The 25,895-nt window shown below is 43.5% G+C and carries 26 protein-coding genes; 6 read left to right on the forward strand and 20 right to left on the reverse strand.

All coding sequences use genetic code 11. The annotated features are described in order from the left end of the window. Positions 1-302: 302 nt before the first annotated feature. The 5 genes from thrB to yutH all read right to left on the reverse strand — a co-directional run bounded on the left by thrB (position 303) and on the right by yutH (position 5,883). A complete protein-coding gene (gene thrB / locus AC20OE_RS00650; RefSeq protein ID WP_024423360.1) occupies positions 303-1,235 on the reverse strand; it encodes a homoserine kinase in 933 nt (310 codons plus the stop codon). Further along, on the reverse strand, positions 1,232-2,293 hold the full coding sequence (gene thrC, locus AC20OE_RS00655; protein WP_144494200.1) for a threonine synthase: 1,062 nt from the start codon (positions 2,291-2,293) through the stop codon (positions 1,232-1,234). The genes thrB and thrC overlap by 4 nt, the downstream gene beginning before the upstream one ends. Further along, positions 2,293-3,594: a homoserine dehydrogenase gene (locus AC20OE_RS00660; protein WP_047202460.1), complete on the reverse strand. Its 1,302-nt coding sequence runs from the start codon at positions 3,592-3,594 to the stop codon at positions 2,293-2,295. The genes thrC and AC20OE_RS00660 overlap by 1 nt, the downstream gene beginning before the upstream one ends. A gap of 223 nt (positions 3,595-3,817) precedes the next feature. Continuing rightward, positions 3,818-4,786 carry a 2-hydroxyacid dehydrogenase gene (locus tag AC20OE_RS00665; RefSeq protein ID WP_268465229.1) on the reverse strand — a complete coding sequence of 323 codons (969 nt, stop codon included), beginning with the start codon at positions 4,784-4,786 and terminating at the stop codon, positions 3,818-3,820. 74 nt (positions 4,787-4,860) lie between these two features. Beyond that, entirely contained in the window at positions 4,861-5,883 is a 1,023-nt protein-coding gene (yutH, locus tag AC20OE_RS00670; RefSeq protein WP_268465227.1) for a spore coat putative kinase YutH, read from the reverse strand. Between the two features lie 132 nt (positions 5,884-6,015). Here yutH and AC20OE_RS00675 point away from each other — a divergent pair, with 132 nt between their 5' ends. Continuing rightward, entirely contained in the window at positions 6,016-6,516 is a 501-nt protein-coding gene (locus AC20OE_RS00675) for a phosphatidylglycerophosphatase A family protein (RefSeq protein ID WP_025094161.1), read from the forward strand. A 39-nt stretch (positions 6,517-6,555) separates the two neighbouring features. Here AC20OE_RS00675 and AC20OE_RS00680 read toward each other — a convergent pair whose 3' ends face one another. From AC20OE_RS00680 to AC20OE_RS00690, 3 genes are read right to left on the reverse strand one after another with little or no spacing between them, the layout of a single operon-like run. After that, on the reverse strand, positions 6,556-7,329 hold the full coding sequence (locus AC20OE_RS00680; RefSeq protein WP_099663641.1) for a TIGR01457 family HAD-type hydrolase: 774 nt from the start codon (positions 7,327-7,329) through the stop codon (positions 6,556-6,558). A 19-nt stretch (positions 7,330-7,348) separates the two neighbouring features. Next, positions 7,349-7,783 (reverse strand): DUF86 domain-containing protein, encoded by a 435-nt coding sequence (locus tag AC20OE_RS00685; protein ID WP_039181197.1) that lies wholly within the window; start codon positions 7,781-7,783, stop codon positions 7,349-7,351. 19 nt (positions 7,784-7,802) lie between these two features. Then, a complete protein-coding gene (locus AC20OE_RS00690) occupies positions 7,803-8,078 on the reverse strand; it encodes a YutD family protein (RefSeq protein WP_039181199.1) in 276 nt (91 codons plus the stop codon). Between the two features lie 120 nt (positions 8,079-8,198). On the opposite strand from AC20OE_RS00690, the gene AC20OE_RS00695 reads away from it, so the two are divergent. Beyond that, positions 8,199-8,834 (forward strand): YhcN/YlaJ family sporulation lipoprotein, encoded by a 636-nt coding sequence (locus tag AC20OE_RS00695; protein WP_268465225.1) that lies wholly within the window; start codon positions 8,199-8,201, stop codon positions 8,832-8,834. A 39-nt stretch (positions 8,835-8,873) separates the two neighbouring features. Here AC20OE_RS00695 and lipA read toward each other — a convergent pair whose 3' ends face one another. Next, positions 8,874-9,770, reverse strand: coding sequence for a lipoyl synthase (gene lipA, locus AC20OE_RS00700; RefSeq protein ID WP_008360456.1), 897 nt, complete (start codon positions 9,768-9,770; stop codon positions 8,874-8,876). 326 nt (positions 9,771-10,096) lie between these two features. Between lipA and AC20OE_RS00705 the strand changes: the two genes are divergently transcribed. Further along, positions 10,097-11,044 carry a M23 family metallopeptidase gene (locus AC20OE_RS00705; protein WP_268465269.1) on the forward strand — a complete coding sequence of 316 codons (948 nt, stop codon included), beginning with the start codon at positions 10,097-10,099 and terminating at the stop codon, positions 11,042-11,044. A 27-nt stretch (positions 11,045-11,071) separates the two neighbouring features. On the opposite strand, the gene yunB is transcribed toward AC20OE_RS00705, so the two are convergent. The 4 genes from yunB to AC20OE_RS00725 form a co-directional block, all read right to left on the reverse strand. Beyond that, a complete protein-coding gene (yunB, locus tag AC20OE_RS00710) occupies positions 11,072-11,842 on the reverse strand; it encodes a sporulation protein YunB (protein WP_217016280.1) in 771 nt (256 codons plus the stop codon). Between the two features lie 69 nt (positions 11,843-11,911). Further along, positions 11,912-12,217, reverse strand: coding sequence for a YunC family protein (locus AC20OE_RS00715; protein WP_024425980.1), 306 nt, complete (start codon positions 12,215-12,217; stop codon positions 11,912-11,914). Between the two features lie 67 nt (positions 12,218-12,284). Further along, positions 12,285-13,658, reverse strand: coding sequence for a bifunctional metallophosphatase/5'-nucleotidase (locus tag AC20OE_RS00720; protein WP_268465221.1), 1,374 nt, complete (start codon positions 13,656-13,658; stop codon positions 12,285-12,287). A 66-nt stretch (positions 13,659-13,724) separates the two neighbouring features. Continuing rightward, entirely contained in the window at positions 13,725-14,576 is an 852-nt protein-coding gene (locus AC20OE_RS00725) for a DUF72 domain-containing protein (protein ID WP_064498081.1), read from the reverse strand. A 304-nt stretch (positions 14,577-14,880) separates the two neighbouring features. On the opposite strand from AC20OE_RS00725, the gene AC20OE_RS00730 reads away from it, so the two are divergent. Beyond that, entirely contained in the window at positions 14,881-16,050 is a 1,170-nt protein-coding gene (locus AC20OE_RS00730) for a PucR family transcriptional regulator (RefSeq protein ID WP_144490152.1), read from the forward strand. A 64-nt stretch (positions 16,051-16,114) separates the two neighbouring features. After that, on the forward strand, positions 16,115-17,272 hold the full coding sequence (locus AC20OE_RS00735) for an oxalate decarboxylase family bicupin (protein ID WP_212042233.1): 1,158 nt from the start codon (positions 16,115-16,117) through the stop codon (positions 17,270-17,272). Between the two features lie 62 nt (positions 17,273-17,334). On the opposite strand, the gene AC20OE_RS00740 is transcribed toward AC20OE_RS00735, so the two are convergent. The 3 genes from AC20OE_RS00740 to AC20OE_RS00750 form a co-directional block, all read right to left on the reverse strand. Then, complete coding sequence (locus tag AC20OE_RS00740; protein ID WP_039181218.1) at positions 17,335-18,063, reverse strand: NPP1 family protein; 729 nt, start codon at positions 18,061-18,063, stop codon at positions 17,335-17,337. Between the two features lie 287 nt (positions 18,064-18,350). Then, positions 18,351-19,553 carry an MFS transporter gene (locus AC20OE_RS00745; RefSeq protein ID WP_212042234.1) on the reverse strand — a complete coding sequence of 401 codons (1,203 nt, stop codon included), beginning with the start codon at positions 19,551-19,553 and terminating at the stop codon, positions 18,351-18,353. 156 nt (positions 19,554-19,709) lie between these two features. Then, positions 19,710-20,945 (reverse strand): pyridoxal-phosphate-dependent aminotransferase family protein, encoded by a 1,236-nt coding sequence (locus tag AC20OE_RS00750; protein ID WP_487268024.1) that lies wholly within the window; start codon positions 20,943-20,945, stop codon positions 19,710-19,712. A 171-nt stretch (positions 20,946-21,116) separates the two neighbouring features. Here AC20OE_RS00750 and AC20OE_RS00755 point away from each other — a divergent pair, with 171 nt between their 5' ends. Then, positions 21,117-21,995: an endonuclease I family protein gene (locus AC20OE_RS00755; RefSeq protein ID WP_487268026.1), complete on the forward strand. Its 879-nt coding sequence runs from the start codon at positions 21,117-21,119 to the stop codon at positions 21,993-21,995. 12 nt (positions 21,996-22,007) lie between these two features. On the opposite strand, the gene AC20OE_RS00760 is transcribed toward AC20OE_RS00755, so the two are convergent. The 4 genes from AC20OE_RS00760 to AC20OE_RS00775 form a co-directional block, all read right to left on the reverse strand. Next, positions 22,008-22,751 (reverse strand): IucA/IucC family C-terminal-domain containing protein, encoded by a 744-nt coding sequence (locus tag AC20OE_RS00760; RefSeq protein WP_059375973.1) that lies wholly within the window; start codon positions 22,749-22,751, stop codon positions 22,008-22,010. A 21-nt stretch (positions 22,752-22,772) separates the two neighbouring features. Next, complete coding sequence (locus AC20OE_RS00765) at positions 22,773-23,810, reverse strand: FecCD family ABC transporter permease (RefSeq protein WP_039181233.1); 1,038 nt, start codon at positions 23,808-23,810, stop codon at positions 22,773-22,775. Next, positions 23,803-24,819, reverse strand: coding sequence for a FecCD family ABC transporter permease (locus tag AC20OE_RS00770; RefSeq protein ID WP_034282660.1), 1,017 nt, complete (start codon positions 24,817-24,819; stop codon positions 23,803-23,805). Before AC20OE_RS00770 ends, AC20OE_RS00765 begins: the two co-directional genes overlap by 8 nt. 73 nt (positions 24,820-24,892) lie before the next feature. Further along, positions 24,893-25,849 (reverse strand): ABC transporter substrate-binding protein, encoded by a 957-nt coding sequence (locus tag AC20OE_RS00775; protein ID WP_487268029.1) that lies wholly within the window; start codon positions 25,847-25,849, stop codon positions 24,893-24,895. Between the last annotated feature and the right edge of the window lie 46 nt (positions 25,850-25,895).

Here is a 25,895-nt window from a genome sequence, read left to right on the forward strand (position 1 = left end):
AATGTATCTCCCCCTTATATGCATAAAAAATAGTTCGATCCTCTAAATAATAATCCCTGCTTCTTCCCATAAAAACAAGCATAAAAAAGAACGTGCAGATTCACAGCACGTTCTCAGATTGCTGAAAAAGGGCTAAAATGATCTTTATTTTAGCTCTTTTTCTTCTTTTCAGCGTGATTGAAAACCCTTGAAGTCTAGGAAGAACGAGCACTGGCGCGGAGCGAATTGAACATTCGTGAGCACCAGCGCGCAGGACTGACAAAGAATGCGAGGGTTTGTCTACACGCTGGGAACGTGCAGATTCACAGCACGTTCTTTACTTGATTAACAGGATGATGCTGCACGACAACACCTTCTACAGGTACCGTCAGCAAATCGACTTCGCAATGCGGGAAATTTTGGGCAAGCTGTTCTTTCAGCGCTTCTCCCTTTCCTTTTTCCACTAAGGTGAGGATCGTCGGCCCAGCACCGCTCAAAGCTGTTCCATACGCTCCTTTGAGCGAAGCGACATGCTCTACCTTCGACAGCTCTGGAACGAGCATTGTTCGGTACGGCTGATGAAATAAATCCTTATTCATCATTTCTCCAACAAGCGGCCAGTTTTGTGTCATTAAGGCGGCAACAAGTACGTTGCTTACAGCACTCGCACTAACAGCATGCTTATAGGAAAAATCCTCTGGGAGGACATCACGGGCATCCTTTGTGAGCACTTCATAAAAAGGAATCACCACGACGACATCTACATCCACATGCTGCACTTTAACGGCATGGGTTTTGTCTTCTTCATGAAGACCAATCAGTAAACCACCGAATAAAGAGGCACCCGCATTATCTGGATGACCTTCTACCTCACTTGCATAAAAGAGCTTCTGATCATCTGTCATGTTTAATTCAAGAAGCTGATTGGCGAGTTCAATGGCGGCCACGATGGCAGCAGCACTGCTGCCAAGCCCCCGTGCCAATGGAATATCACTCCACACTTTGACATGAACAGGCGGGAGTGTTTTTCCAAAGTCATCTGCAACCTTTTTGGCTGTTTGATAAATCAGGTTGTCGGTGCCTGATGGAATCCCAGACACGACATCTGTTTCTGCTTCAAACAGCCAGCTATCATGGTCATAGACCGATAGCTTTAAATAGCGGCTGAGTGCCATTCCAACTGAATCAAAGCCTGGTCCTAAATTGGCAGTGCTTCCCGGTACTGTGATTGAAAAAAGCATGGAGGCTTCACTCATACGCGTGCGGCCTTTTCTAAGTGTTCAAGAATTTGATCTTCATCTGCATCGAGTGTAACCGGCTTGATTTGTGAAATATCAATAGCCGTATTTGGATCTTTCAGTCCGTTACCTGTTAGTACCGCAACAACTTTACTGCCTGGCTTGATTTCACCAGATTTCACCTGCTTTAACACGCCCGCAATCGATGCACATGAGCCCGGTTCTGCAAACACACCTTCTTCACGTGCAATCAATTGATACGCATGAAGAATTTCCTCATCAGTCACTTCATCAATCATTCCGTTTGATTCATCTGCGGCTGCCACAGCTTGTTTCCAGCTCGCTGGATTTCCGATACGGATAGCTGTTGCCACTGTTTCTGGCTGCTCAATCACTTCATTTCGAACGATTGCCGCTGCACCTTCTGCTTCAAAACCACGCATGACAGGCAGTCCAGTTCCTTTTTTCTCATGATATTCCTTGAAGCCTTTCCAGTAGGCTGTGATGTTCCCGGCATTTCCAACAGGAATCGCTAGTACGTCCGGGGCTGAGCCTAGCTGCTCACAGATTTCAAATGCTGCTGTCTTTTGTCCTTCAATTCGATAAGGATTGACCGAGTTAACAAGAGCAATCGGCGCTTTTTCACAGATACTGCGGACGATTTTCAGTGCATCATCAAAGTTGCCGTCAATGGCAATGATCTCTGCTCCGTACATAACAGCCTGTGCAAGCTTACCGAAGGCAATTTTCCCGTCTGGAATGATGACAATACATTTCATATCAGCACGAGCTGCATATGCCGCTGCTGCTGCAGAGGTATTCCCTGTTGAAGCGCACATGATTGTATCATTGCCTTCTTCTTTTGCCTTTGCAACGGCCATGACCATTCCTCGATCCTTGAAAGAACCTGTTGGATTCACGCCTTCTGTTTTCACATGAAGCTCGATTCCCAGCTTTTCTGAAAGCTTGGCGAGATGGATCAGCGGTGTATTCCCTTCATTTAATGTTAGTTTAGGTGTAGATTCGTTTACTGGTAAGAATTCTTGAAATTCTTCAATGAGTCCATTCCATTTCATTAGCTTAAACCGTTCCCTTCTACTCGGTACGTGCTCTTCACTTGAACCACCACGTCGAGGTCGTTTAATTTTTGCAGGATATTTGAGAAATCTTCTTCTGAGGTCTGATGTGTAATAATCACAATTTCAGCCAGCTCATCGTGTCCTTTCACAGGAAGCTGAAGGATCTTTTCAAAGCTGATGCCTCTTTCAGAAAAAATAGATGTAATGCGGGAGAATGCCCCGACTTGATCTCTGACATGAATTCTTAAGAATTGCTGAGCAAATACTTCTGATGATGATTTGATCTTCTTTTCAAACTGCGGTGCGATAAATCCGCTTCCGTTCACGCCAAGGCGCATGTTTTTCATTACTGCGACTAAGTCTGATACAACAGCTGTTGCCGTTGGCAGACTTCCTGCTCCAGGTCCGTAAAACATCGTTTCTCCTACAGCACTTCCGTAGACATACACCGCATTAAATTCATTGTTAACGGATGATAATGGATGATGATCAGGAAGTAAGGTTGGCTGAACGCTGACCTCTACTTTCTCTCCGTCCCGCTGAGCAATTCCAATCAGCTTCATTGTATAGCCAAACCGCTTACTGAAATTAATATCCTCATCAGAGATATCAGAAATACCTTTCACCTTGACGTCCTCTAAATCTACATTCATGGAAAAGCCGAGTCTTGCAAGAATCGCCATTTTCCTGGCTGCATCCAGTCCTTCTACATCAGCTGTCGGATCCGCTTCTGCAAAGCCAAGATCCTGTGCTTCTTTTAAGACATCCTCATATGCGCTTTTATCGACATTCATTTTCGTTAAAATAAAATTCGTTGTACCGTTCACAATCCCCATCATCTTGGTGATTCGGTCAGAGGCGAGCCCTTCCTCCAGCGTGCGCAAAATCGGAATTCCTCCGGCAACACTTGCTTCATAATAAAGATCACAGCCATTTTCTTTCGCTACATGTAAAAGCTCCGTACCGTAAAGCGCCATTAAATCTTTATTGGCTGTAATGACATGCTTCTTCTCATTCAACGCATCTATTAAATATTGTTTTGTCTCTTCAATGCCGCCCATCACTTCAATGATGACGTCGACCTCTGGATCTCTAATCACATCGTATACTTCAGTTGTGAAGACCTCTCTTGCGACATCCACATCTCTTTTTTTATCGGGATTGCTCACAAGCACTTTTTGTATTAATACCGGACAGCCGATTTGGTGCATTAATTTATCCTGATGGTCTTGGATAATTTTTACGACACCGCTCCCCACTGTTCCTAATCCTAATAGCCCAACTCGAATTGCCTTCACCTGAAATTCCACCTTTCTCCGTAAATGTCCTCTCTAAAAAGACATTTGTTAACCTTACACAGACATTCAATGTACACACATTATAAAGGGGTATCCTCATTTTGACAAGGTAATAAAATAAGAGATTGTCAGAATGAAACCGCTTAACAGCTATTTATATCAAGATTCTATATTTTCAAAATATTTTTGTCAGAAAAGCTCCCGAACACCGGGAAGCTTTATATTATGAACGAACCGGCGTTTTGGCTGGCTTGTCTTGTAAGACAAGTACAATATTCTCAGCACATAAACGCATCATCGTTTTTCTCGTTTCGACACTAGCACTTCCAATATGAGGGAGGACTGTGACGTTAGGTAATGTCGTTAATGGATGAGATGGACTGACAGGCTCTTGTCTAAATACATCTAGACCTGCTCCGGCAATTTTTCCTGTCGTGACAGCCTCGTATAAAGCATCCTCATCCACAGTCTGTCCTCTTGATACGTTAATGAAATAAGCAGAGTTCTTCATCAGATCAAATGCTTGTTCATTAAACATGTCTTTTGTTTCCGGGGTTAACGGCGTCAGACAGACGATGAAATCAGACTGTTTGAGCAGTTCCTCAAAATCCGCATATGTCACACCAAGCTGCGCTTCTGCCTCGGGTTTTCTGGAACGATTATGATAAAGGATATTCATATTAAAGCCTTTGGCCCGCTTGGCTAGTGCTGTTCCAATGCTACCCATTCCGACAATCCCGAGCGTTTTGTGATGAACATCCGCACCGGCAAGAAGAAGCGGCCCCCAGCCTGTCCAATTTCCATCCTTAATCCAATCACTCGCCTCAACAATGCGTCTAGCTGACGCCATCAGTAGGGCAAAGGCTAAATCAGCCGTCGATTCTGTTAAGACATCTGGTGTATGACATACGGTGATTTCGCGCTTTTTGGCTGCTTCAACATCAATATTGTCATAGCCAACAGCAAGGTTTGCGACCACCTTGACATTAGGGGCCTTTGATAAAAGGGGCTCATCTATTTGATCTGACAGCATGGTGAGAAGCGCATCCGCTTTAGCAGCCTGTGTTTCTAACTCTTCTCTTGGACACGGCTCATCCTCGCTCGGCCACATCTCAACATGAGCGACTTCTTTTAATGGTGTAAGTGATGCTTCATCAAGCTTTCTTGTGATATAGACATAAGGTTTCGTCAAGAAGAACACTCCTTTAATCGATTTCTTTAAGCATAACGAAAAACGTCTCAAGAGAAAAGAGACGTTTCGTCTGTTCACTGAAACTTCAAATCAGCTGCAGGCTGAATCCAGCCAATAGCCGGAATGGGGCTCCCGCCGCTTCGCATGGCGCTCATTTCTTGAAAAACCTTTAGAAAGTATTCATAGCGATTGGCATCATTTAAAACGTAATCTAACCGCTCTTCATAATATGCTTTTTCATTTTCTCCAGACATGTAGTAGCCTTCTACAATTTCAAAATAATGAAGCGGGAACAACAGGCGGCTGTATAATAAACGCTTTGAAAAGGAGGAAAGAGGTGTCACCTGTTCATATTGCTGAAGAAAGGAAAAGCCTTCTTCCACTAAATCTTCCTTATGCTGGACAAAGGTTTCTCTTAAATATTCTGCAATATCACGGGTTGGATGATCAAAGACCCAATCCACAGGTAAACGAAGCGGCTGCTCATGCGGCCATGTAATACGTGAAAAGCGCTGATGACAGACAGTGCCTGAGTCACCTTCTTTCGGTTCATCATCGAGCTCAGTATCGACTAAATATTGAATGGCATTCTCCGTTAATCCAAGATAATACGGAAACGATTCAATGAATTTTTGTTCAAACCGTTCCAGCGGTTTTTGATGCATTTGCTGCATCCAAAAGCCTTCGAGCTGATCTAATCGTTTTGCCCACAATTCCTTCCAGGCACCGACACGTTTTGTTTCGGATACTTCATATGGAAAGCCTCTTCCCCTAACATGAAAGGCCGCCAGCTCTGACGCTTGCTGAAACGAGCGGCTTGAGATCGGAGGCGCTGCTTTTAATAAAGCGTACTGCTCCTTCCCATGAGTAAAGGTGGGCTTTTCTTCATTTGTTAATTCAAACACAGCGACGTATGGGTCTCCAGCATTCAGTAAATACTGACTGATATGATACATCTCTGCGAGTTCTTCTTCTCGCAAATGAGACACAGGAACAATGAGGAAGAGAGCCTCCGCCGTTTGAAAGCTCTGATAACTGCCATATGGCATAAACTGACGAACATCAATACCAAATGTGTGATAAATGGTTTCTTTCATGTTTTCACCTGCGTTCCTATGATCAATCTCTTATCATATCGTAGTCGCAGGTTGAGGGATTTATGAATACTATTTACTATCCGAAGCTTTTTACACGTTGTGGACAAATTAAGAGGATTGGGTGAGGAATACATGCCGCATCATCATGAGATGAACGAAGTAGAAAAAACAGCAAGACGCCGTTTACAAGAACGAGGCGTAACCATTCAAGATATAGCAGACCTTGTCTACTTTTTACAGGAAAAATATCATCCTGGCTTAGACATGACAGAGTGCATCCACAATGTGGAGCGTGTCATCGCAAAACGTGAAGTCCAAAATGCGATTTTAACGGGCGTCGAACTAGACGTACTCGCCGAGCAAAAGAAGCTGACTGAGCCGCTTCAATCAATACTTGAAACGGACGAAAGCCTGTATGGCGTTGATGAAATTTTATCCTTTGCTATCGTCAATATTTATGGTTCGATCGGCTTTACGAATTACGGATATATCGATAAAGAAAAACCAGGAATTCTCGGAAAACTCAACGATAAATCCACAGGCGAATGCCACACCTTTTTAGATGACATCGTCGGCGCTATTGCTGCTGCCGCATCAAGCAGGCTGGCACATAGTGCGAGAAATGCAGAATAAAGAAAAAGAGGACGCGCGCGTAACGCTTGTCCTCTTTTTTTATGATAATCGCTCAATCCACTCGGATAATGAATCAATGACATAGGTTGGCTGCTTTTCATACTGCTGAAGCAGCTCTTTTGTTGTCACACCTGTATGGACGAGTAATGTGTCCATCCCTGCATTCATTCCTGCCATAATATCCGTATCATAGTTATCACCCACCATGAGCGTCTCAGACACATCTGTTCCAAGCACACGCATCGCTTGTTCCATAATAATGGATTCTGGCTTTCCGATAAATGTCGGCTGAACTGTTGTTGTCACGGTCAGTACAGATGTTAATGAACCGTTCCCTGGCAAAAGCCCTCTTTCTGTTGGGATAGCAATATCTCCATTTGTTGAGACAAATTGTGCGCCTTGACGGATGGCAATCGCACCTACTGCTAATTTTTCATATGTAATGCCTCGATCAATTCCAACAACAACAAAATCTGCGTCTTCCTGACCAAACGTCAGCCCTTTTTCTTCAATCGCCTGCTTGATTCCTTCTTCACCGATCACGTAAACTGACGCATCTTTCTTTTGCTCAGCAATATAATTGGCCGTCGCCATACTTGTTGTGAAAACTTGTTCTTCTGTGGCTGGAATATCGAAGGAAACGAGTTTTTCCGCTACCTGCTTTGGCGTGCGTGATGAGTTATTCGTGACAAACAAGTAAGGGATGTTCAACTCATTTAACTTCTGAACAAATTGACCTGCTTCTTCGATCTTTTCTGTTCCTTTATACATTGTCCCGTCTAAATCAATTAAATAGCCTTTGTATTTCATGATGCTCACAACTCCAATGGTTTTATTTAAACGCTGATACTGGGCCTAGCTCCTGCTCCAAGTAGGTACGGATGCGGCTTGGAAAGACCTCTAGCGCCTGCTCTACTTCGCTGATGACCTGCAATAAGTCATGATGATCCACTTCCTGATATTGCTGCACAAGTGTTTTGCGGGATGAGACAAGCTTTTTCAGCTGACTGCCTTCACCTTCTGGTACGACCTTTTCATCAACAAGGATATCCATGATGTCATCATAGCTTCCTGGGTCACGCATAATAAAGCCATCAATCATGTCATTTCCAGTATCAAGAATACATTCGACGAGCAAATGAACAATTCGTTCCAGTGCTTTTTTTTCTAAAGGGCTTGTCCATGTTTGATGACTTTGCATCAACTCATATTGCTCCTCGAAAAAACGTAATGTCTCTTCAATCTTTTTTCTGTCTACGAAATACATTATGACGCTCCCCTTTGCGTTATTTTCTGATTCGTTTTAAGACAAAATAGGCACAGCCAAAATTACAGTATTCATAAATGTATTCATCGAGTGTGCTGATTTTAGTATCAAATGTGGCCTTTTGGTTTTGGTCATCAAAGAACCCTTTCAGCCTGAGCTGATTATAGCCCCAGTCCCCCACAATATAATCATACTTATTTAAAATATCTGAGTACCTTGCTTTAAACGCTTCTTCATTAAAGCCGTCTTTGATATCTCTTACAAGATCAAAGGTAGCATTCTGAATGACGATCATCTTCTCACCTCTTTTTAAACGATCCATCTTTAATGATAATTCATTGGAAGAACTCCATCAATTGCTAAAGCATGTTTTTTCCGATTTAGCCGAAGCTAAAGGAAAAAGGAGGTCACATTTATGAAGAAACAACTGACAGCCGCGATTCTCCTCAGCATACTTTTAGGCGGGTGCGGCTTTCAATCAGGTATGAACCGGCAAGTGGATGAAGATTCTTCAAGTAAAACCATCCGTCTGTCGGATCGTCATGAAGGAAATAATTCCAACATGCCAGAAGCAGACACAAACAAAGCAGGATATGTTCGTTATCAGCGCCAGCAAGTAACGGATCAGAAAGAAAGAACCCCTGCTTTAAATCGTGAGCATCTTGCCCACGTGATTACAAGTTTAACGGTGCAGCTGCCAAACATCAAAGATGCAGCGACACTTGTGACAGATGAGGATGCACTCATCGTGTATCGAACAGGAAACAAAAACCGTGATGAATCTGCCGATCAAGTAAAGAAAACGGCGGTTTCTGTTCTCCCTCGTTATTATCATGTATACGTCTCTGATAATCCAGAGCACTTTCAATCCATTGCCAATTTTTCACGTCTTCAAACCAATTCACGTGATTTTGACCAGATTTTAACCAAAACGATTCAGCAAATGAAGTATTCCCCTCAAGGTGGAGATATTTCAACGAAAGAAGATGCAAATGGGATGACGAATTCCGACCGTACGATGAGAAGAAACACCCCTTATGGCCAAAATTAATATGAGAAAAAACGCCAGAGAGCTCTGGCGTTTTCTTTGTTATGCTTGCGCCTGACGCTTTTTAGACGCTTCGTTTACTTGTTCATCTGCATGGTAGGAAGAGCGCACAAGCGGCCCAGCTTCACAGTGGCTAAAGCCTTTTGACATCGCAATTTCCTTCAGCTCTGCAAACTCATCCGGATGATAGTATTTTTGAACTTTCAAATGCTTTTTCGAAGGCTGTAAGTACTGCCCAATCGCCATAATGTCCACGTTATTGGCAAGAAGATCATCCATGACTTCAATGATTTCTTCCTTCGTTTCACCGAGTCCAATCATAATGCTTGATTTTGTTGGAATGTCAGGCTGCATTTCTTTTGCACGACGCAAGAATTCTAATGAACGATCGTATGTAGCACGCGCACGAACTCTTGGCGTTAATCTGCGCACTGTTTCAATGTTGTGATTTAAAATGTCAGGACGAGTGTCCATTAACGTCTTCAAGTTATCATAATTACCGCCCATGTCTGAAGGGAGAACTTCAATTGTCGTGAATGGGCTTTTTCTTCTAATCGCACGAACGGTTTCAGCGAACACACCTGCTCCGCCATCCTTTTGATCATCCCTTGCAACCGCTGTTATGACAGCATGCTTTAAGTTCATTAATGCTACTGAATCTGCCACGCGTTCTGGCTCTTGTAGGTCAAGCTCAGTTGGAAGTCCAGTTTTCACCGCACAGAAACGGCATGCGCGCGTACAAACAGATCCAAGGATCATAAATGTAGCGGTTCTTCTCACTGCCCAGCATTCATGAATATTCGGACATTTTGCTTCCTCACAAACGGTATGCAGGTTGTTTTCCCGCATCATTTTCTTCAAACCGGTATAGTTTTCATTCGTATTCAGCTTAATTTTAAGCCAGTCCGGTTTTCTTACGTGCTCTTCCTTCTTTGCCAATTCCATCATCTCCATATGAATTCGTTAAAGGTGCATCTACAAAAATCTTCCTGCTATATACGATGGATGCAGCCAAGAAGCTGCAAAAAATTGAATCTTCGGCCTAAAGCCTTTTCTTTAGACACTTTAACATAGTACAGATTGAACAACAAGGGAATGAGCTGCAAAAATACCCAAAAGCCTCCTAAAAAAACAGAAGAAAATTACTAACATTTTCTTCTTATGAAATAGAGTGATCTAACCACACTAAACGGTAGAAGACGATGCTCGATGAAAGGAGATGGACGTTTGTGAAAGTGGTTTTAGCCATCATGATTGCTCTTTCAATGCTCCCTTTACCTGTTCATGCAGAAGGGACCGGCAAACAGCCAGATGAATTGAAGCAGAGAATGGCCCTATATGAAAAAGTCTCCATCACAACACAGGTTCCATGGTATGTACTTGCTGCAGTTGATCAGTATGAACACAATATTCGAAAAAGCAGAAGAGATTTACCGAAACAAAAAGGCGTCATTGGCATCTACATTCCCCGGGAAATGTGGATTGGACCAGAAAACCCGAATAAACAGGATACCTCTCCTTTAAGCATTAAAGTGTTTGACGGAATTGGGCTTGATGGGAATGGGGATGGCAAAGCGGACAGCGATGACGATGAGGATGTATTATTCACGTTTGCTCAATACTTGCTTCACTACGGCAGCAGCATTGATCAATTAAAAATTGGCTTATGGGACTATTATGGACGTGATCAAACCGTTGGAATCATTTCATCTTTTATGAAGCTATATAAGCACTACGGCCATCTTGATCTTGGAAAGCATGCTTTTCCTCTACCAGTTGGAGCTGACTACAGCTACCGAAGTACATGGGGAGATGCGAGAGGATTTGGAGGAAGAAGAATTCATGAGGGAACCGATTTATTTGCCCATTATGGACTTCCCGTTCGTGCGACATCGTATGGCGTGATTGAAATGAAAGGATGGAACCGCTTTGGCGGCTGGCGGATAGGCATTCGAGATATTCATAATCATTATCATTACTTCGCTCACTTAAATGGCTTTGCGAAAGGACTTAAGACAGGTCAAATAGTTGAACCAGGTCAGGTGATTGGATCTGTCGGAAGCTCCGGTTACGGCCCTCCAGGCACCGCAGGAAAATTTCCGCCGCATCTTCACTATGGCATGTACAAAGACAACGGTAGAACGGAATGGTCATTTGACCCATACCCTCATTTGAGGGCGTGGGAAAGAGCTGAACGGAAACGAAAATCGTAAAAAAACAGCCCAATCATTGTTGGGCTGTTATTCCTTTTTCTCCTTTTTCTCTGGGAGAACAATTGGTGGAGCACCTGAATTTGTTCCGCTGCCATTATAATAATCTGGTACGTCTCCTTGAACGGCTTGTATGGAGACAGGAACAGAGTTTTTAACTACGATTGTTTCAGAAGCAAATGGGATAATGACTCTTACCTTAACCTCGATCAGAACACTAATATCAATCAAGGCATTGTTGATGCCATAAGGCTTAATGTTTTTCTCAACGTCCGTATGCGGATCACCAATCACACTAAAGCGTACAGGTACTTTGGGGCCGAGGTTGGCGATGAGTGCATTTCCGGATGCTTGCCCAAGCGGAATGTTATATATAATGCCGTCATGTCCATCTGTTTGATCCTTTAACGCTTCTTTAGCCTCTTTTTGAAAGTTCCCCTTTTCAATGTCCTCTAAATTTTTCTGAAGATGACGTGATAGGTCAGCCATGGCTTTCGATGTTGCTTGCGCATTAAAATCGATGGTCGTCACTTTTCCGTTCTCACTTGTATTCATGACCACCATATCCTTCATATTCTCCTGATCGTCTGCAAAGTCTTGCACTGAATATTGTATGAGGTGATTGGCGATGCGCTCTGTTTCTAGTTCAGCAATGTGAATAAGGGTTGGTTTAATGGATCGGTTGATAAAAAACAAACTAATCACGGTTGAGAGCACAAAGAATAAGATCGCAAGCAGCATGACGTAACGAAATGGCAAAGGGCCCTTCTTGTAGGGGCGATAACGGCGGTTCATTCTCAATAAAAAATCCCCCCTTCTCCATTACATGTGTATGCAGACAGGCGGGGGGATAGGAATCATCTCTCTATTTTATTTCACCATTTTTAATAATGCATCTCTTCCAATTGTTCCAGCTGAGATGCCCAGCGCTTCTGCGGCGTATGTCACAGATTCTAAAGGAGCATCGAGCAATTGCTCAATGGTTCTTACACCAACTGCTCTTCCTGCAATAATTCCTCTATCTGCAAGCTTTTCATTCAAGAGCCCGACATCAAGTGCACCGCACATGATATACCCGTGTTCATTTGTTACTGCCATGAAATTTGTCTTCGGCAGTTTGACGGTGACCGCTGTAAAGGAATGGCCATCAATTGTAATAGGTGTTAAATTCACCAAATCCCTTCACTCCTCTCATCACAATCTATGTGAAAAGAGGGCGCGTGTTGTTAGGCTGAAGCGGATTTCATGTTGCTTCCTTCAAGCGCCATGTCAGAACATCACGTAAAAATTCAGGCATAAAATATTCAATGTGTTCGTGATCACGGATATGAGGAAAAAGAGACCCTAATGTATACATATCGACTGTGCCAACTGAATAGGAGGCGTCGTTTTTGATCAATTGACCATGTACAAAGACATCCTTCACCCGTTTGGCCTCGCCTTCTTCTAATGTATAGCTGAGGCCGCTATATAGCATTTTCCCCATCAGCTCACCTCTAAAGCCGAAGCCTTTAATGCGCAGCTGTTCCATTTTTTCTTCACAGCCCCGCTGAACCGTTTCGATGAGCTGTTGACCGGTAAGCGTCACCCGAATGGGATTAATGGGATGCGGACATATCCGGTGGATTTCTTCTCTTGTGACAATTCCTGCCTCTAATGACTCAAGCACCATACCTGCATTCATCATGCCAATCTCCGCTCCGCACCAATCTTTAATAGCATCTGTTAAGAGCTGCGGAAGCGGAGATTCATCGAACCACTTCGTTTCTAGCTTCGATTCAATCGTTGTGACTTTTTCCTGCATGAGTGCTTTGGCTCTTCTTTCTGCCTGCTGTAAGGTGGTGATAGCTTCGTTTGATTCACTGATGAGCTGATCCACCGACTGCACTGTCGCTTTTTTCTCTATCAGCTCTTTGCGTGCTGTATCGATTGTCAGCTCGACGCAGCCAATATAATGCCCATACTTTTCAGCGCATGCAAGCAGCACCCCATTGTCCATTTCGCCCTGTTCTAACAGATGATGCGTGTGTGATCCTAGGATGACGTCGATTTCAGGGAAATCACGAGCGACCTCTCGATCATGGATAATACCGAGATGGGATAAGAGCACAATGACATCTGCCTGACCCTTCACTTCCTGCAACATGTCCCGTATGCTGTCAAATGGATCAGTAATGTTCCAGCCCAGCTTTTCATAAACAGGTGTATACGCAATGGTCACGCCTAAGAGACATATTCTCAGTCCGTTTTCCATTGTGATCATATGATAGGGCTTTGCCCATGATGGCCTTTTGCCTTTCTCAAATAGATTAGACAGGACCACAGGAAATTGTGCATTCTCATATAGGTGATCCAGCTGATCATGAGGCAGCGTAATGCCTTCATTATTCCCGATCGTAACTCCATCATAGCCAAGCTGATTGAGGAGCTTGACATTTACCTTTCCATAATCAGCTTCGGATACGAGGTTCACTCGATCCATATGGTCGCCAATATCAAACAAGAGCATCTGATCGTGAACTTGACGCTTTTCTTCAATATAAGCTGCAATTTTTGGCCAGTTCTCAAAATGGCTGTGCAAGTCGTTTGTATGATATAACCATAGCTTCTGCAGCATGTTGATCTCTCCCTCAAGTTGTCACTGACCGTCTCATTCAGGTTGAAAGCTTCAGTCAGCTCTCGGTTAACTAAATAAATCTAACTGCTTCGGAGAAAGACTTGAATACGTAATATCCAGCAAATCAATCATCTGCTGTCCATTTGCTGCTGCATCTCCGCCGGAGTTATTATTAAACACGACATAGACATCTTTCGATTGCTGGTGCAGGATGTCGAGATTCTTTTTCCACTCTTTTAATTCAGCTTCATTATATAAATATAAGTATCTCACTTCACGCCAATTCTCATGGTCTGCCGGGTGAAGCCAGCCCTGTTTATTCCTTCCGTGAAATCGGACCAATGTTTTATCACGGTGTGTAGCTTGTATGACTGGCGGAATGGAGCCTTCTCCGACTTGCGGTTCATCACAGACGGAATGAATCCATCCTTCCTTTTCCATAAAGGATAAAGTCTGCTCATAAAATTCCTCTGAAAACCATGTACGGTTTCGGAATTCGAGAGCACAAGGAATATCACCCATCTTCTCCTTACACCATCTTAAATAGTGGACGTGCTCTTTTTTGCAATCAAACCAAGGTGGAAATTGAAAGAGCACCATGGCGAGTTTCCCTTCACGAATGAGCGGAGTCAGCGAAAGAATAAATGCATCAAACATGTCCTCCTTCGAAGCAAACGGAATCTCCCCCCTTTGATGTCCAGTCATCCCTTGGTATGCTTTCACAACAAACTGAAAGTCATCCGGAGTATCCTTTATCCATTTTTCATGATTACGCTCAGGCTGAACCGCATAAAAGCTGGCATCTAGTTCCACAATGGGAAACGTTGATGCGTAGTGAAACAGCTTTTGCGCGCTGCCAATTTTCGGCGGATAAAGACTGTCATGATCTCCCCAGCCAGTTAATCCGATATAAATCATGTTTCTCACCTCTTGCCACTCTCATGTATAGACGGCTTCCTCATTCGAAGCCTTTGTCTTTTGTGATCCCCATATTTCTGAAAGAAATTCTTCTGTTTACAACATATCATATTTGCTCGTAATTCTGAATGAAGATGACTGGTGGCACGTGATTTTGTCCTGACGCTCTGTTTGTTTGTCATATTAATTAACAACTTTCTATCTAAAATGATTTTAGCTGATAACATAAAATGCATATCAGAGATGTTGACAGTGATTGTCCATTTTTTTATTCATCTTCACCAATAAAGGAGATTGAGTGGATATGAACATAGACGATAACCAGTTTGACATATTACAAAAAATAGCCAGAAATATTCACGAGCCTGTCTATTTGTTTAACCAGTATGGACGTATACTGTATACCTCGAACTCCATGATGACGAGCCCAGAATGGATGCACATTCTCCCCTTTTTTCGAAGCAGGACAACTCATTCTTTTTCGATGATACATGCTAAACAAACCTTTTCCATCTTTCCGATTGATTTAAACGAACAAACATGTGATTACCTGGTCATCCTTTCTTTCATTCACCCGCAGAATAAAGCATTGCATGGGATGCTTGCAAAAGCAGTGAACGAAATGTCGATTGCTCGTATGAGACAATATGCCGCCCTGCAAACGGCCAAGCGTGCTAGAAATGAAGGTTTTCGCAGATGGATAGAGAGGGCATCGTTTTCCCAGCAAGATCATTTACATTTCGCTCAATCGTTTGGATTAAGCGCCGAATGCCGCTATCTATGTATGATCTGTCAGCTTGACCAGCGTAGTGATACCACATGTTTTATGGAGCAGCAAATGGTTTTAGATCATGTGATTGATCTGCTCGAAAGTGCACTTCTAACCTGCCCATTTCCTGCCTTTCTGTTTGTCAAAGGTGATATGGGTGTTGTATTGATGGAGGAGACTGGCAGTTGGCCGGAGGTTAGCGGCAGTCTCATCTCTTTTTTAAAACAATTGCAGCTGCTTGTTAAACTGCAATTGAATCACACCATTTCTTTTGGGGTGAGTTTGACCGCCTGCCTAATCCACCATCTGTCTGAGGGCTACAATGAAGCATTAGAGGCTCTTCAAACCGGACATCTCTCATCGCGAACTGATTATATTCAATTTTATCAGGCGAAGGATGTACCAGATTTACTAAGGCTTATTCCAAGAAAGGATATGATCACGTTTCACCAGCTGCACCTACACCCGTTATCTGAACCATCACAAGTCGATCAAAGTCTTCTTCACACCTTGTCTGTCTATTTAGAAACCCATTGCCACATTTCAGAAACAGCCAAACGATTGTCTATTCATCGCAACACGGTCATTTATCGCCTTGAGAAGTGTGAAGAATTGCTTCGAATCAGCTTAAAAGATCCTGACGCAACATTGCGGCTGCGCTTAGCCTTCCGTATTCAAAGATTTCTCACATCCCATCCTGATTGAATTTTTTCTTCCGAAGCTTCATATAGTTTGGAAGAGAAAAATGAGTCTCGAGGAGGGATGACAAATGGATGATGAGCTCCGTCACATCCCGCAGCCCATTCGAAAGGATGGCGCGGGTGCCACCGACTTAGGCCCGCGTGATGTCCTTCGAGATATAGAGAACCCAGATATGCTCGTTCCCCCTAAAACCGATGCCGGAACAATTCCTAATTTAAAATTTTCATTTTCTGATACACACATGCATTTGAATCACGGCGGCTGGTCGAGGGAAATTACGAAGCGGGAGCTGCCTGTTTCAACAACGATTGCAGGTGTCAACATGCGGCTCACACGCGGAGGTGTTCGTGAGCTTCATTGGCATAAACAGGCGGAATGGGCGTATATGATTTTAGGCAAAGCCCGCATCACATCTGTAGATGCAGAAGGGCGAAATATGATCACTGATATAGAAGAAGGCGATTTGTGGTATTTTCCACCTGGTATCCCGCACTCCATCCAAGGACTTGAAGATGGATGTGAGTTCCTTCTTGTATTTGATGATGGCGATTTTTCTGAATTTGATACATTCACGATCACAGACTGGTTTGCCCATACACCGAAAGAGATTCTATCCGCCAATTTTGGTGTTCCTAAGAAATTGTTTGACCGTATTCCGAATAAGCAGCGCTATATGTTTCAAGGCTCACCGCCGGCATCCTTAGAAAGCCAAATGGTATCTGATCCATACGGGAGCATCAAGCCGCCATTTACGCACCAGCTTCTTCGCCAAAAGCCGCTAACGACCTCAGGCGGAACCGTCCGAATTGTCGACTCACAGAATTTCCCGATTTCAAAAACGATTGCCGCTGCACTTGTCGAAGTAAAACCTGGCGGCATGAGAGAAATGCACTGGCACCCTAATAATGATGAGTGGCAATACTATTTAACCGGCACGGCCAAAATGACGGTCTTTGGAGCAGGAGGTACTGCCCGCACCTTTAATTACAGAGCAGGTGATGTTGGATATGTTCCTTTTGGTATGGGGCATTACATCCAAAATATCGGCCAAACGAGCCTTTGGTTTTTAGAAATTTTTAAAAGTGACCGGTTTGCAGATATTTCGTTGAATCAGTGGATGGCCTTAACTCCGCCTCAATTAGTGAAAGAGCATTTACACGTAGATGATGCAATGATTCGTGCGCTTCATAAAGAAAAATCACCTGTCGTGAAATATGAGAGATGATGCGATTTTATTGATAAAAAACCGATCATTTTTTAGATGATCGGTTTTATCATGGTTAACTCTTATCGATACCAAGCTTTTGCTAAATTGTTTTTAAAGTTACTGTCCTTGAATGGTACGTTGGCACTACCAAAGTCTGTTGTATTCAATGCATGTCTTGCTGCCGGCGTTAGATCATCCCAGCCAATTAAAGGCTGCATCCCTTTACCGCTCACATTGCCGCTTACATCCAGCTCGTGGTTCAATGGCCAATTGCTATCATAACCAACCAAAGGATTTGTTCCTAAAATACTTGCGGCACTCGGTGCTGCTTTCTTATATTGCCCATGACCTGAGTAAGCAATCGATTGAACACGCGGGCTCGCTACAGCTGGGTTGTCAATCCAAACGACAATGGATTCCCAGTCATGACGATGACCAAAGCCCGGTGAAGGATTATCTTTTGGGAAATACCAAGCATACATAATTGCCCAGCTGCCATTGTACCAATCTGAACGTGAATATACTTGACCGATATTACTGCTGCATCCACCATTATGTGAACCGCTCGTTTTTAACCCTCTGCTTGTGTTTCCAGCAGCATCTACAGCTGGGAATGGTACACATCCATGCCATACTTTCAAATAAGGCTGAAATTTTTTCGCTGCTTTTTGTGTAACAGTTGTTGGATTGACTTCTCTAAAACCAACTACCTTGTCATGATCAATTTCTGCCGCATGAACTGCTGATGGCACTGCTGTACTAAACATGGTGACGATAAAAAATATAATGGCAAACATAAACTTCTTCATTTTCTATCCCCTTTTCTCTTGATTATCTCAGTTACCTCATGCTGTCGAGATTGATGTTACCATTGCGGAAAAAACCAATCAATCACTTTTTACACAAAATGTATATTTTAGTATTTTATTAACAAGTTTTTATTGATCTTAAAGACCTAAATCTATGGATTTCATCTCAGTAAAAGGTGTAAATATTGATAAACTATACTATTCATTTAGATAAAATATAAAACATATACTATTTCTAATTGGAATTTTTTCTAAATGTATTTCATTCAATAAAAAAAGATTGTAGATCAACTACAATCTTCCTTGCGCTGCATGAACATGCTACACTTTTTTCCCCACACGATGGATGCAGCGAAACTGACGCAAAGCACCAGTGTTCCAAACATAAAAGGAAACTCAATATTCACATCAAATAATATACCAGCAAGACTCGGTCCGACGATATTGGCAAGGCTCATAAAGGATGTATTGAGACCGCCTGCTATCCCTTGCTGATTGCCTGCCATCTTGGACAGCAATGTATTGAGGGCTGGACGGACAAATGACGTAGCCGATAAAAATAAAATCGAACCTGTAAAGATCAACCAAAAGGACGGCGCAAAACGGCAGGCGATCAGCATGAAAGCCGCACCTAACAGCGCATAACGCACGACTCTCATCTCTCCAAATCGTTTCACACAGGCATTCACTAACGCACCTTGGACAAGCACCCCAGCGAGACCCGCAACCGTAATCACAAACGCAATATCCTTCGGTGAAAATCCGTGTTTTTGGTCTACATATAAGCCGAAAATCGATTCAAAGTGAATGATCCCGAAATTGAGGACAAAGGCCAATATAAACAAAAAGCCGTACGATGTCTTTAGGGCCTCGATCATTTGTACAAAAGGATTGAAATGAATGTCCTTGTTGAGCCGCGCCTCTTCCTGCTTTTCCTTTGTTAAAGTTTCAGGTAAGAATAGGATGGATAACAAAGTAGAAAGGGCGGCAAAGGAACCGGCAATGAGAAATGGAAAAGCGATCCCGTACTCAACCAAATAGCCGCCTACGCCCGGCCCAATGACAAAACCTAGTGTCATCGCTGCACTGAATAGACCCATTCCTTTCCCTCGGTCCTTTTCACTTGTGATATCAGCGATGTATGCAAACATGGCCGGCATGAGCAAAGCCCCGGCAGCACCGCCTAAAAACCGAGACACAAACAGCATCCAAAGCTGATCAGCAAAAGCAAAAATAAACTGAGCAATCGTAAAGCCGGCAATCCCGGCAATGATCAATTTTCTTCGTCCAAATCGATCGGTCAGTGCGCCGGCGATCGGCGATAACGCAAATTGTGTGAGGCCTGTTGCAGCGACAAGAAAACCGAGTGTTTTTCCTGTTGCGCCAAAGGCTTCGATGTAACTCGGCATAACAGGTACAATGAGGCCAAAGCCAAGCATGGCAATAAAAATATTGAGCATCAAAATGTATAATCTGCCCATCTTCTTCATACAAAAAACCTCTTTCTGCAAAATAAATGAAAATGATGACAAAAAGGATGAGAACTTCTCCAGTATAGCGATAACCTTATCTATAAGTCTAGTTTTTCAAAAATTAGCGTTCTTTTCCAAATAAAAAAATACCCGCCAGTGGCGAGTATGATGTATCTATTCAGCATGTTCATAGATAGAAAGAGCCGCCTGAAGCCCTGCTCCGCAATGGATAGATGCACCGTGTTTGATGAGAATCGCTTCCAGCCCTGCTAACACAAACAGCACATTTTCCTTTCGGCAGCTGTAGCCCATTGTCCCAATTCTCCATATACGGCCGGCAAGCGGTCCAAAGGAGCTTGCAATCTCAATTCCAAAATGATGAAGCAGGTCGAAACGGACCGCTTCTCCGTCAATACCCTTTGGAATGACAACACAGGTCACAACCGGCATTTTACAATCTGGATCACCAAACAATTCAAGCCCGATCGCTTCAAGACCTTTCATCAAGGCTTTTTCATGATACGCGTGTCTTTGAAAACGTTCAGACAGCCCTTCTTCCAGCACAAGACGAATCCCTTCTCGCAGTGCATAGAGCATCGTTGTCGCTTCTGTATGATGATTTAATCGTCTTGGGCTCCAATAATCCTGAAGCTGGCTTAAATCAAAATAATTGCTTTTGATTGGAGAAATATCGATCTGTTTTTGTAATTCATCCTGTGTCGCAATCCCTTTTTCTACTTTCTTCCTCGATTCAATGACAGCTGCGAGACGGTCATTATATGTAATAGGTGACATGCCTGATGGAACAGATAAACATTTCTGCGTGCCGCCAATCGCCGCATCAATTTTCCATTCGTCCACTTTTACCTCGACACCGCCAATGGTCGCCACAGCGTCTACAATGAACAGCACATCAAGAGCCCGGCATGCTTCACCAATTTGCTTGAGCGGCTGCAATCGTCCGGTGGATGTTTCACCATGAACCATGGCAACGATTTTAGGCTTGACCTGCTTTATTTCTTGGATGATGTCGGCAGGATCAAAAACCGTCCCCCATTCACATTCCATTGTATGTACTTCAGCACCGTAGCGCTGTCCTATTTCAATGAGCAGGTGACCGAAGCGGCCAAAGACAGGCACAAGCATTGAATCTCCCGGCTCAATCACACTGGCGAGCACAGCTTCAAGCCCTGAACGGGACGTACCGTCAATTGGATAAGCCCATTTGTTTTCTGTTTGAAAAAGTGACCGCAATAAGGTCATTGTTTCGTTCATTATGTGTGTAAATGCTGGATCAAATTGACCAAGAATAGGGGTGCTCATCACACGGAGCACTCTCGGATCTACTTCTACGGGCCCCGGTGTCATTATCGTTCTTGAAGGTGTTTGCAGTTCTTTCACGTTATCCATCCTCTCCCTTGCTGTCCATCCTTATAAGCCCACTTATACAGGAATGCTCTTAAAATAGCAATCTCTTTTCCTACGAACTCATTACATAAAATTTACGATAAATCCATTTATTTCTTCATGACAATATGATAGAAATAAAGAGAATACATTCCCTATCAAGGAGGAAATCGAATGAAAAGAACTTTATTTGGAACTGTGGCCGCCGGAATCATGATATTCGGCACATTCGCCGCCCCGCTGCCTCCAGCTGCAAACGCTCAAGGTTTCAATCCGAATGAACCTAGTCAAACGATCACCTTTTCCCCGTTACAGCTTCAAAACGAAACATCTGCACAACAAACGCAAACTGCCGCCACAAGTCAAATCGATTCCTATTACCAATCTGCTGCTGGCAAATCAGGACCCGCTCTTAAAAAGGCTTTACACGATATCATTGATGATCATACGCAGCTATCCTACAGCCAGGTTTGGGATGCATTAAAGAAAACAGATGAAGACCCCAATAACTCTAACAATGTGCTGCTGCTTTATAGTGGTGCCTCCCGCTCAAAGCAAGCGAATGGTGGAAATGTCGGCCAGTGGAACAGAGAGCATGTCTGGGCAAAGTCTCATGGCAATTTTGGGACAAGTCAGGGGCCTGGGACAGATCTCCACCACCTTCGTGCGACAGATGTGCAAACGAACAGCACACGTGGAAATTTAGATTTTGATACAGGCGGTAATGAATACAAAGGGGCGCCGGGCAATTTCTACGATAGCGACTCATTCGAACCTCACAGCCGGGTCAAAGGAGATGTTGCGAGAATGCTCTTTTATATGGCGGTTCGCTACGAGGGTGATGACCGCTTTCCAGATTTAGAATTAAACGACAAAGTGAATAATGGAAGCTCGCCTCTTCACGGCAAAATGTCTGTGCTTCTCAAATGGCACAAGCAGGACCCAGTCGATCAAATCGAACGGAACCGCAATGAGATCATATATCAAACGTATCAGCACAACCGCAATCCTTTTATTGATCATCCTGAATGGGCAAGTGAGATTTGGGAATAAAAAAAGGCACTGCTATAAACAAGCAGTGCCTTTCTTTTGTTCAAGAGGACAAACAAGACAATAATCAAGACTCTCTGATTTTTTCTCAAGCTTATAATACATACAGCAGGTTTTCCGGTTGGATGTTTCAAGTAAGCTGTCGTCTAGGTTTAAACTGTGCTGAAATGGATTTTGCTGAGCTCCAAATACATCCCCAGCCGCCTGCTTCAGATACAGATAATCCTCCCGCACACGCTGCTTCACCGCAGGTTCTTCCGCTTCCCGCATCATGCTTCGATAAAGAGAGTTGATTCGAACCGCTACATTTTCCCATAAAATACGAGAAGAGAGTTTTGATGTGCGGTTCAGCACGTCTAAAAGAGGTGTGACACACTCCGTAAACAGTGCACGTACGACCTTCTCTCTCCATTCATGCCGATCTCCTTCTAGTGGAACAAACGAACACGCTGCCTCATCAATTTCAATTTTCCGATCCTCTCTAAATGCACATGCTGCTGGTGAAAACTGATAGACACCGTCATACAGCGTCATCAAATAAAGAGAGGAACTGACGGCTAAATAGGCATACCGCTTTGAAAACATAGAAGCTGCTACCGCAAGATTGGGTGCATGCATCGCTTCCTTTTCAGCTTCTAATAAACGTATGACGGCTGCTTCTGAAAAAAGCGCAGCAAGTGTGCGATCAGATGTCATTGGTCCATTTGTGATGTGTACCCCGAAATCAAGTAATTCTCTCTCAACCCACTCTGGCCTCATATCAAAACCCCTATCTTTCGTTTATCGATTTCGCTGTTGATATAACAAATAAATAAAGAATGGTGCACCAATTGCCGCCGTAAAAACACCTGCTGGGACATCTAACGGTAGAAATGCGGTTCTAGCCACAAGATCAGCCAGCATCACGAGAATACTTCCAACAAGCGCAGATGCTGGGACAAGTGCTATGAATGAACGTCCAATGATCATCCGTGCGACGTGCGGCGCCATGAGTCCAACAAATTCAATGCCGCCTGCAAATGCGACTGCAACACCAGCCAATGTCACACTCATCAGGAGAAAGAATAATCGTTTCGCCTGCACTTTTACCCCGAGACCTGTTGCAAGATCATCTCCAAGTTCTTTTACATTCATCGTTCTTGCTAACACCATGACAATCGGTAAAATAATCATCACCCAAGGAAGCATCGCCGTGACGTCTTTCATCGTAGAACCATATAAGCTGCCCGTCAGCCAAATATATGACTTAGTCGTTGTCATCGTATCACTAAGAACAAGCGTAAACGTCACACATGCCTTCATAATGGCAGAAATCCCAATTCCCATTAGGACAAGTGTGATCGGTTTGACCCCTTTTTTCCATGACAGCAAATAGATCAGGCACGATACCGCAAAAGCACCGGCAATCGCCCATAAGGATTGATAAGCAATGGGCACAGTGCCCATCCAAAAAACGATGAACATAATCGCACCAAACGAAGCACCACTCGTAATCCCAATGATGTCAGGCGATGCAAGCGGGTTGCGAATCAATCCTTGCAAAATAAGCCCTGATACCGCAAGCGAGGCTCCGACTAAGACAGCCAGCAGCGTTCGTGGAATCCTCAGCGTATTTAACACAAAGGAATTTCCCTCTCCCTGACCGATTAAATGAAGCAGCACATCCACCGGCTGAATGAACCGGCTCCCCATACTGAGACTGAGAATAAATAAACCAAAGGCAATGGCCGTCAATAAAAGTAAAATCAAAAACGTCCGCTTTGAAAATTGAAATGAAATGCGCCCGCCTTTAGAACGCACTGTATATGTTTTAGCCACCTGTCTTCAACCCCTTGCGCACGAGATAAACAAATAGAGGCGCTCCTGCTACCGCCGTCATGACACCAATCGGCACTTCCTGCGGCATGATCAGAAAACGAGCCGCTAGATCCGCGGCAAGTAAAAGCGACGCCCCCACAACGGCACAATACGGCAGTACCCAGCGGTGGTCAGGTCCGACAAGCTTTTTCACAATATGCGGCACAAGAAAACCAACAAAACCAATTGAACCGGCAACAGCGACCGAACCACCTGCTAAAAAGACGACGAGTACACCCATCGTTATTTTCAGCAGCAGTGTACGCTGGCCAAGTCCTTTGGCAATATCATCTCCTGACAAAAGAACATTAATAGAACGTCCTAGAAGCAGCGCCACAATCGTCGCACCTAAAATATAAGGCAAAACAGGGATTAACATATCAATGCTTCTTCCAGACACTGAACCAGCCATCCAAAACAAAATGCTTTGAATCGACTGTTCATTCACGATTAAAAGACCTTGTGTAAAAGACGCAAACAGGGCAGATATCGCCGCTCCTGCAAGGACAATTTTAACCGGCGTCAATCCATCTCTTCCAATGGAACCCAATAGAAAAACGAGCATCCCTGCAATCGCTGCGCCTAGAAAGGCTGTCCACATATAGCCTGTTAACGACTCTGTTGAAAAGAAGACAATCGAAATCACGATAAAAAAGAGTCCACCTGCATTAATTCCTAATAAATCAGGCGCCGCAAGCGGATTTCTCGTCAATGCCTGCATGAGTGCACCTGAAATCGCCAGGCTAGATCCAACGACCGTTGCGATTAAAGCTCTTGATAATCTGGATGTCATGACAATCACACTGTTTGGATCCGATTCATCAAATTGAAGAAAAGCATGGATGGTGGCTTTGAGGGAAATGGAGGTTTGCCCAAGGGAAATACTGAGCATAAAAAAGACCAACATCAACACAATGAATCCAGCAAAAAGCAGTGCTTTGCTTGAATCCTTTTTTAATAAACTTCTCATCTAATTCCCGCTTTCAATCTGTTATGGAAAAAAGGAGAAAATGGTATGTTCACATTTTCTCCTCTGTTAAGACTTATTTATCAATTCCTAGACGATCGTAAATATCATCAAGCATCATGTTTGCAGCGATAATACCGCCGCCCATGTTCCAAGTGATTTCATCTACTTTATGCACTTGTTTCGCTTTCACTGCGTCAAGCTGCTTCCATAAAGGATGACTCGTCCACTCTTTATATGCTTTCTCAACCGCCTTATCTTGATCATCCATGAAGTAATAGATCACATCTGCATCCATTTGCGGAATGCTCTCTTTGTCTGTCAGTGTAATAATGTCTTGCTTTTTATCTTTGACATTCTTAGGTCCTTCAAAGCCTAGCTCTGTTAAAATCGACCCTGCGAAACCAGTTTGATAGATTCTAGCATGGTCTGCACGGAAGTTGACCACAGACACACTCATTGGCCAGTTTTTGATGTCTTTTTTCGCTTTTTCTTTGAAGTCAGCGACGCGGTTATCCCACTTCGTCAGCAATTCTTTTGATTTGTCTTCCTGATTTAACGCTTCACCCATCAACTTCACTGTATCTTTAAAGGTGAACACAGTTTCAGTTGCAACAGTTGGAGCGATCTCTTGCAGCTGATCAAAAATTTGCTCGTGGCGGATTTTTGATGCAATGATCAAATCAGGCTTGAGCTTTTCAATTTCCTCTAAGTTTGGCTGTGTTTCCTGCCCAACAATTTTAACATCCTTTAAGTCATCTCTTAAATATTTATACGTAGGTGCTTCAAGCCAAGATTCTACAACACCCACTGGTTTAATGCCCATAGCGACTGCTGCATCGGTTGCTCCTTGGTACAGCGTCACAATACGCTTTGGTTTATCCTTAATATTGTCAGTTGAACCGATAGCGCTTTCAACAGTCCTTGTTTTCTCTTTATTACCTGACTTGCCGTCACTGCTATTGCTGCCGCAAGCTGCAAGTAAAACGATGGAGAGCACAACTAATAGCGACCAAAAAGATTTCTTGAACATGTACCTCACCTATCCATTCTATATGTAGTCATTTCGTTTGATAACG

The organism is Bacillus sp. SRI_025 (assembly GCF_057592095.1).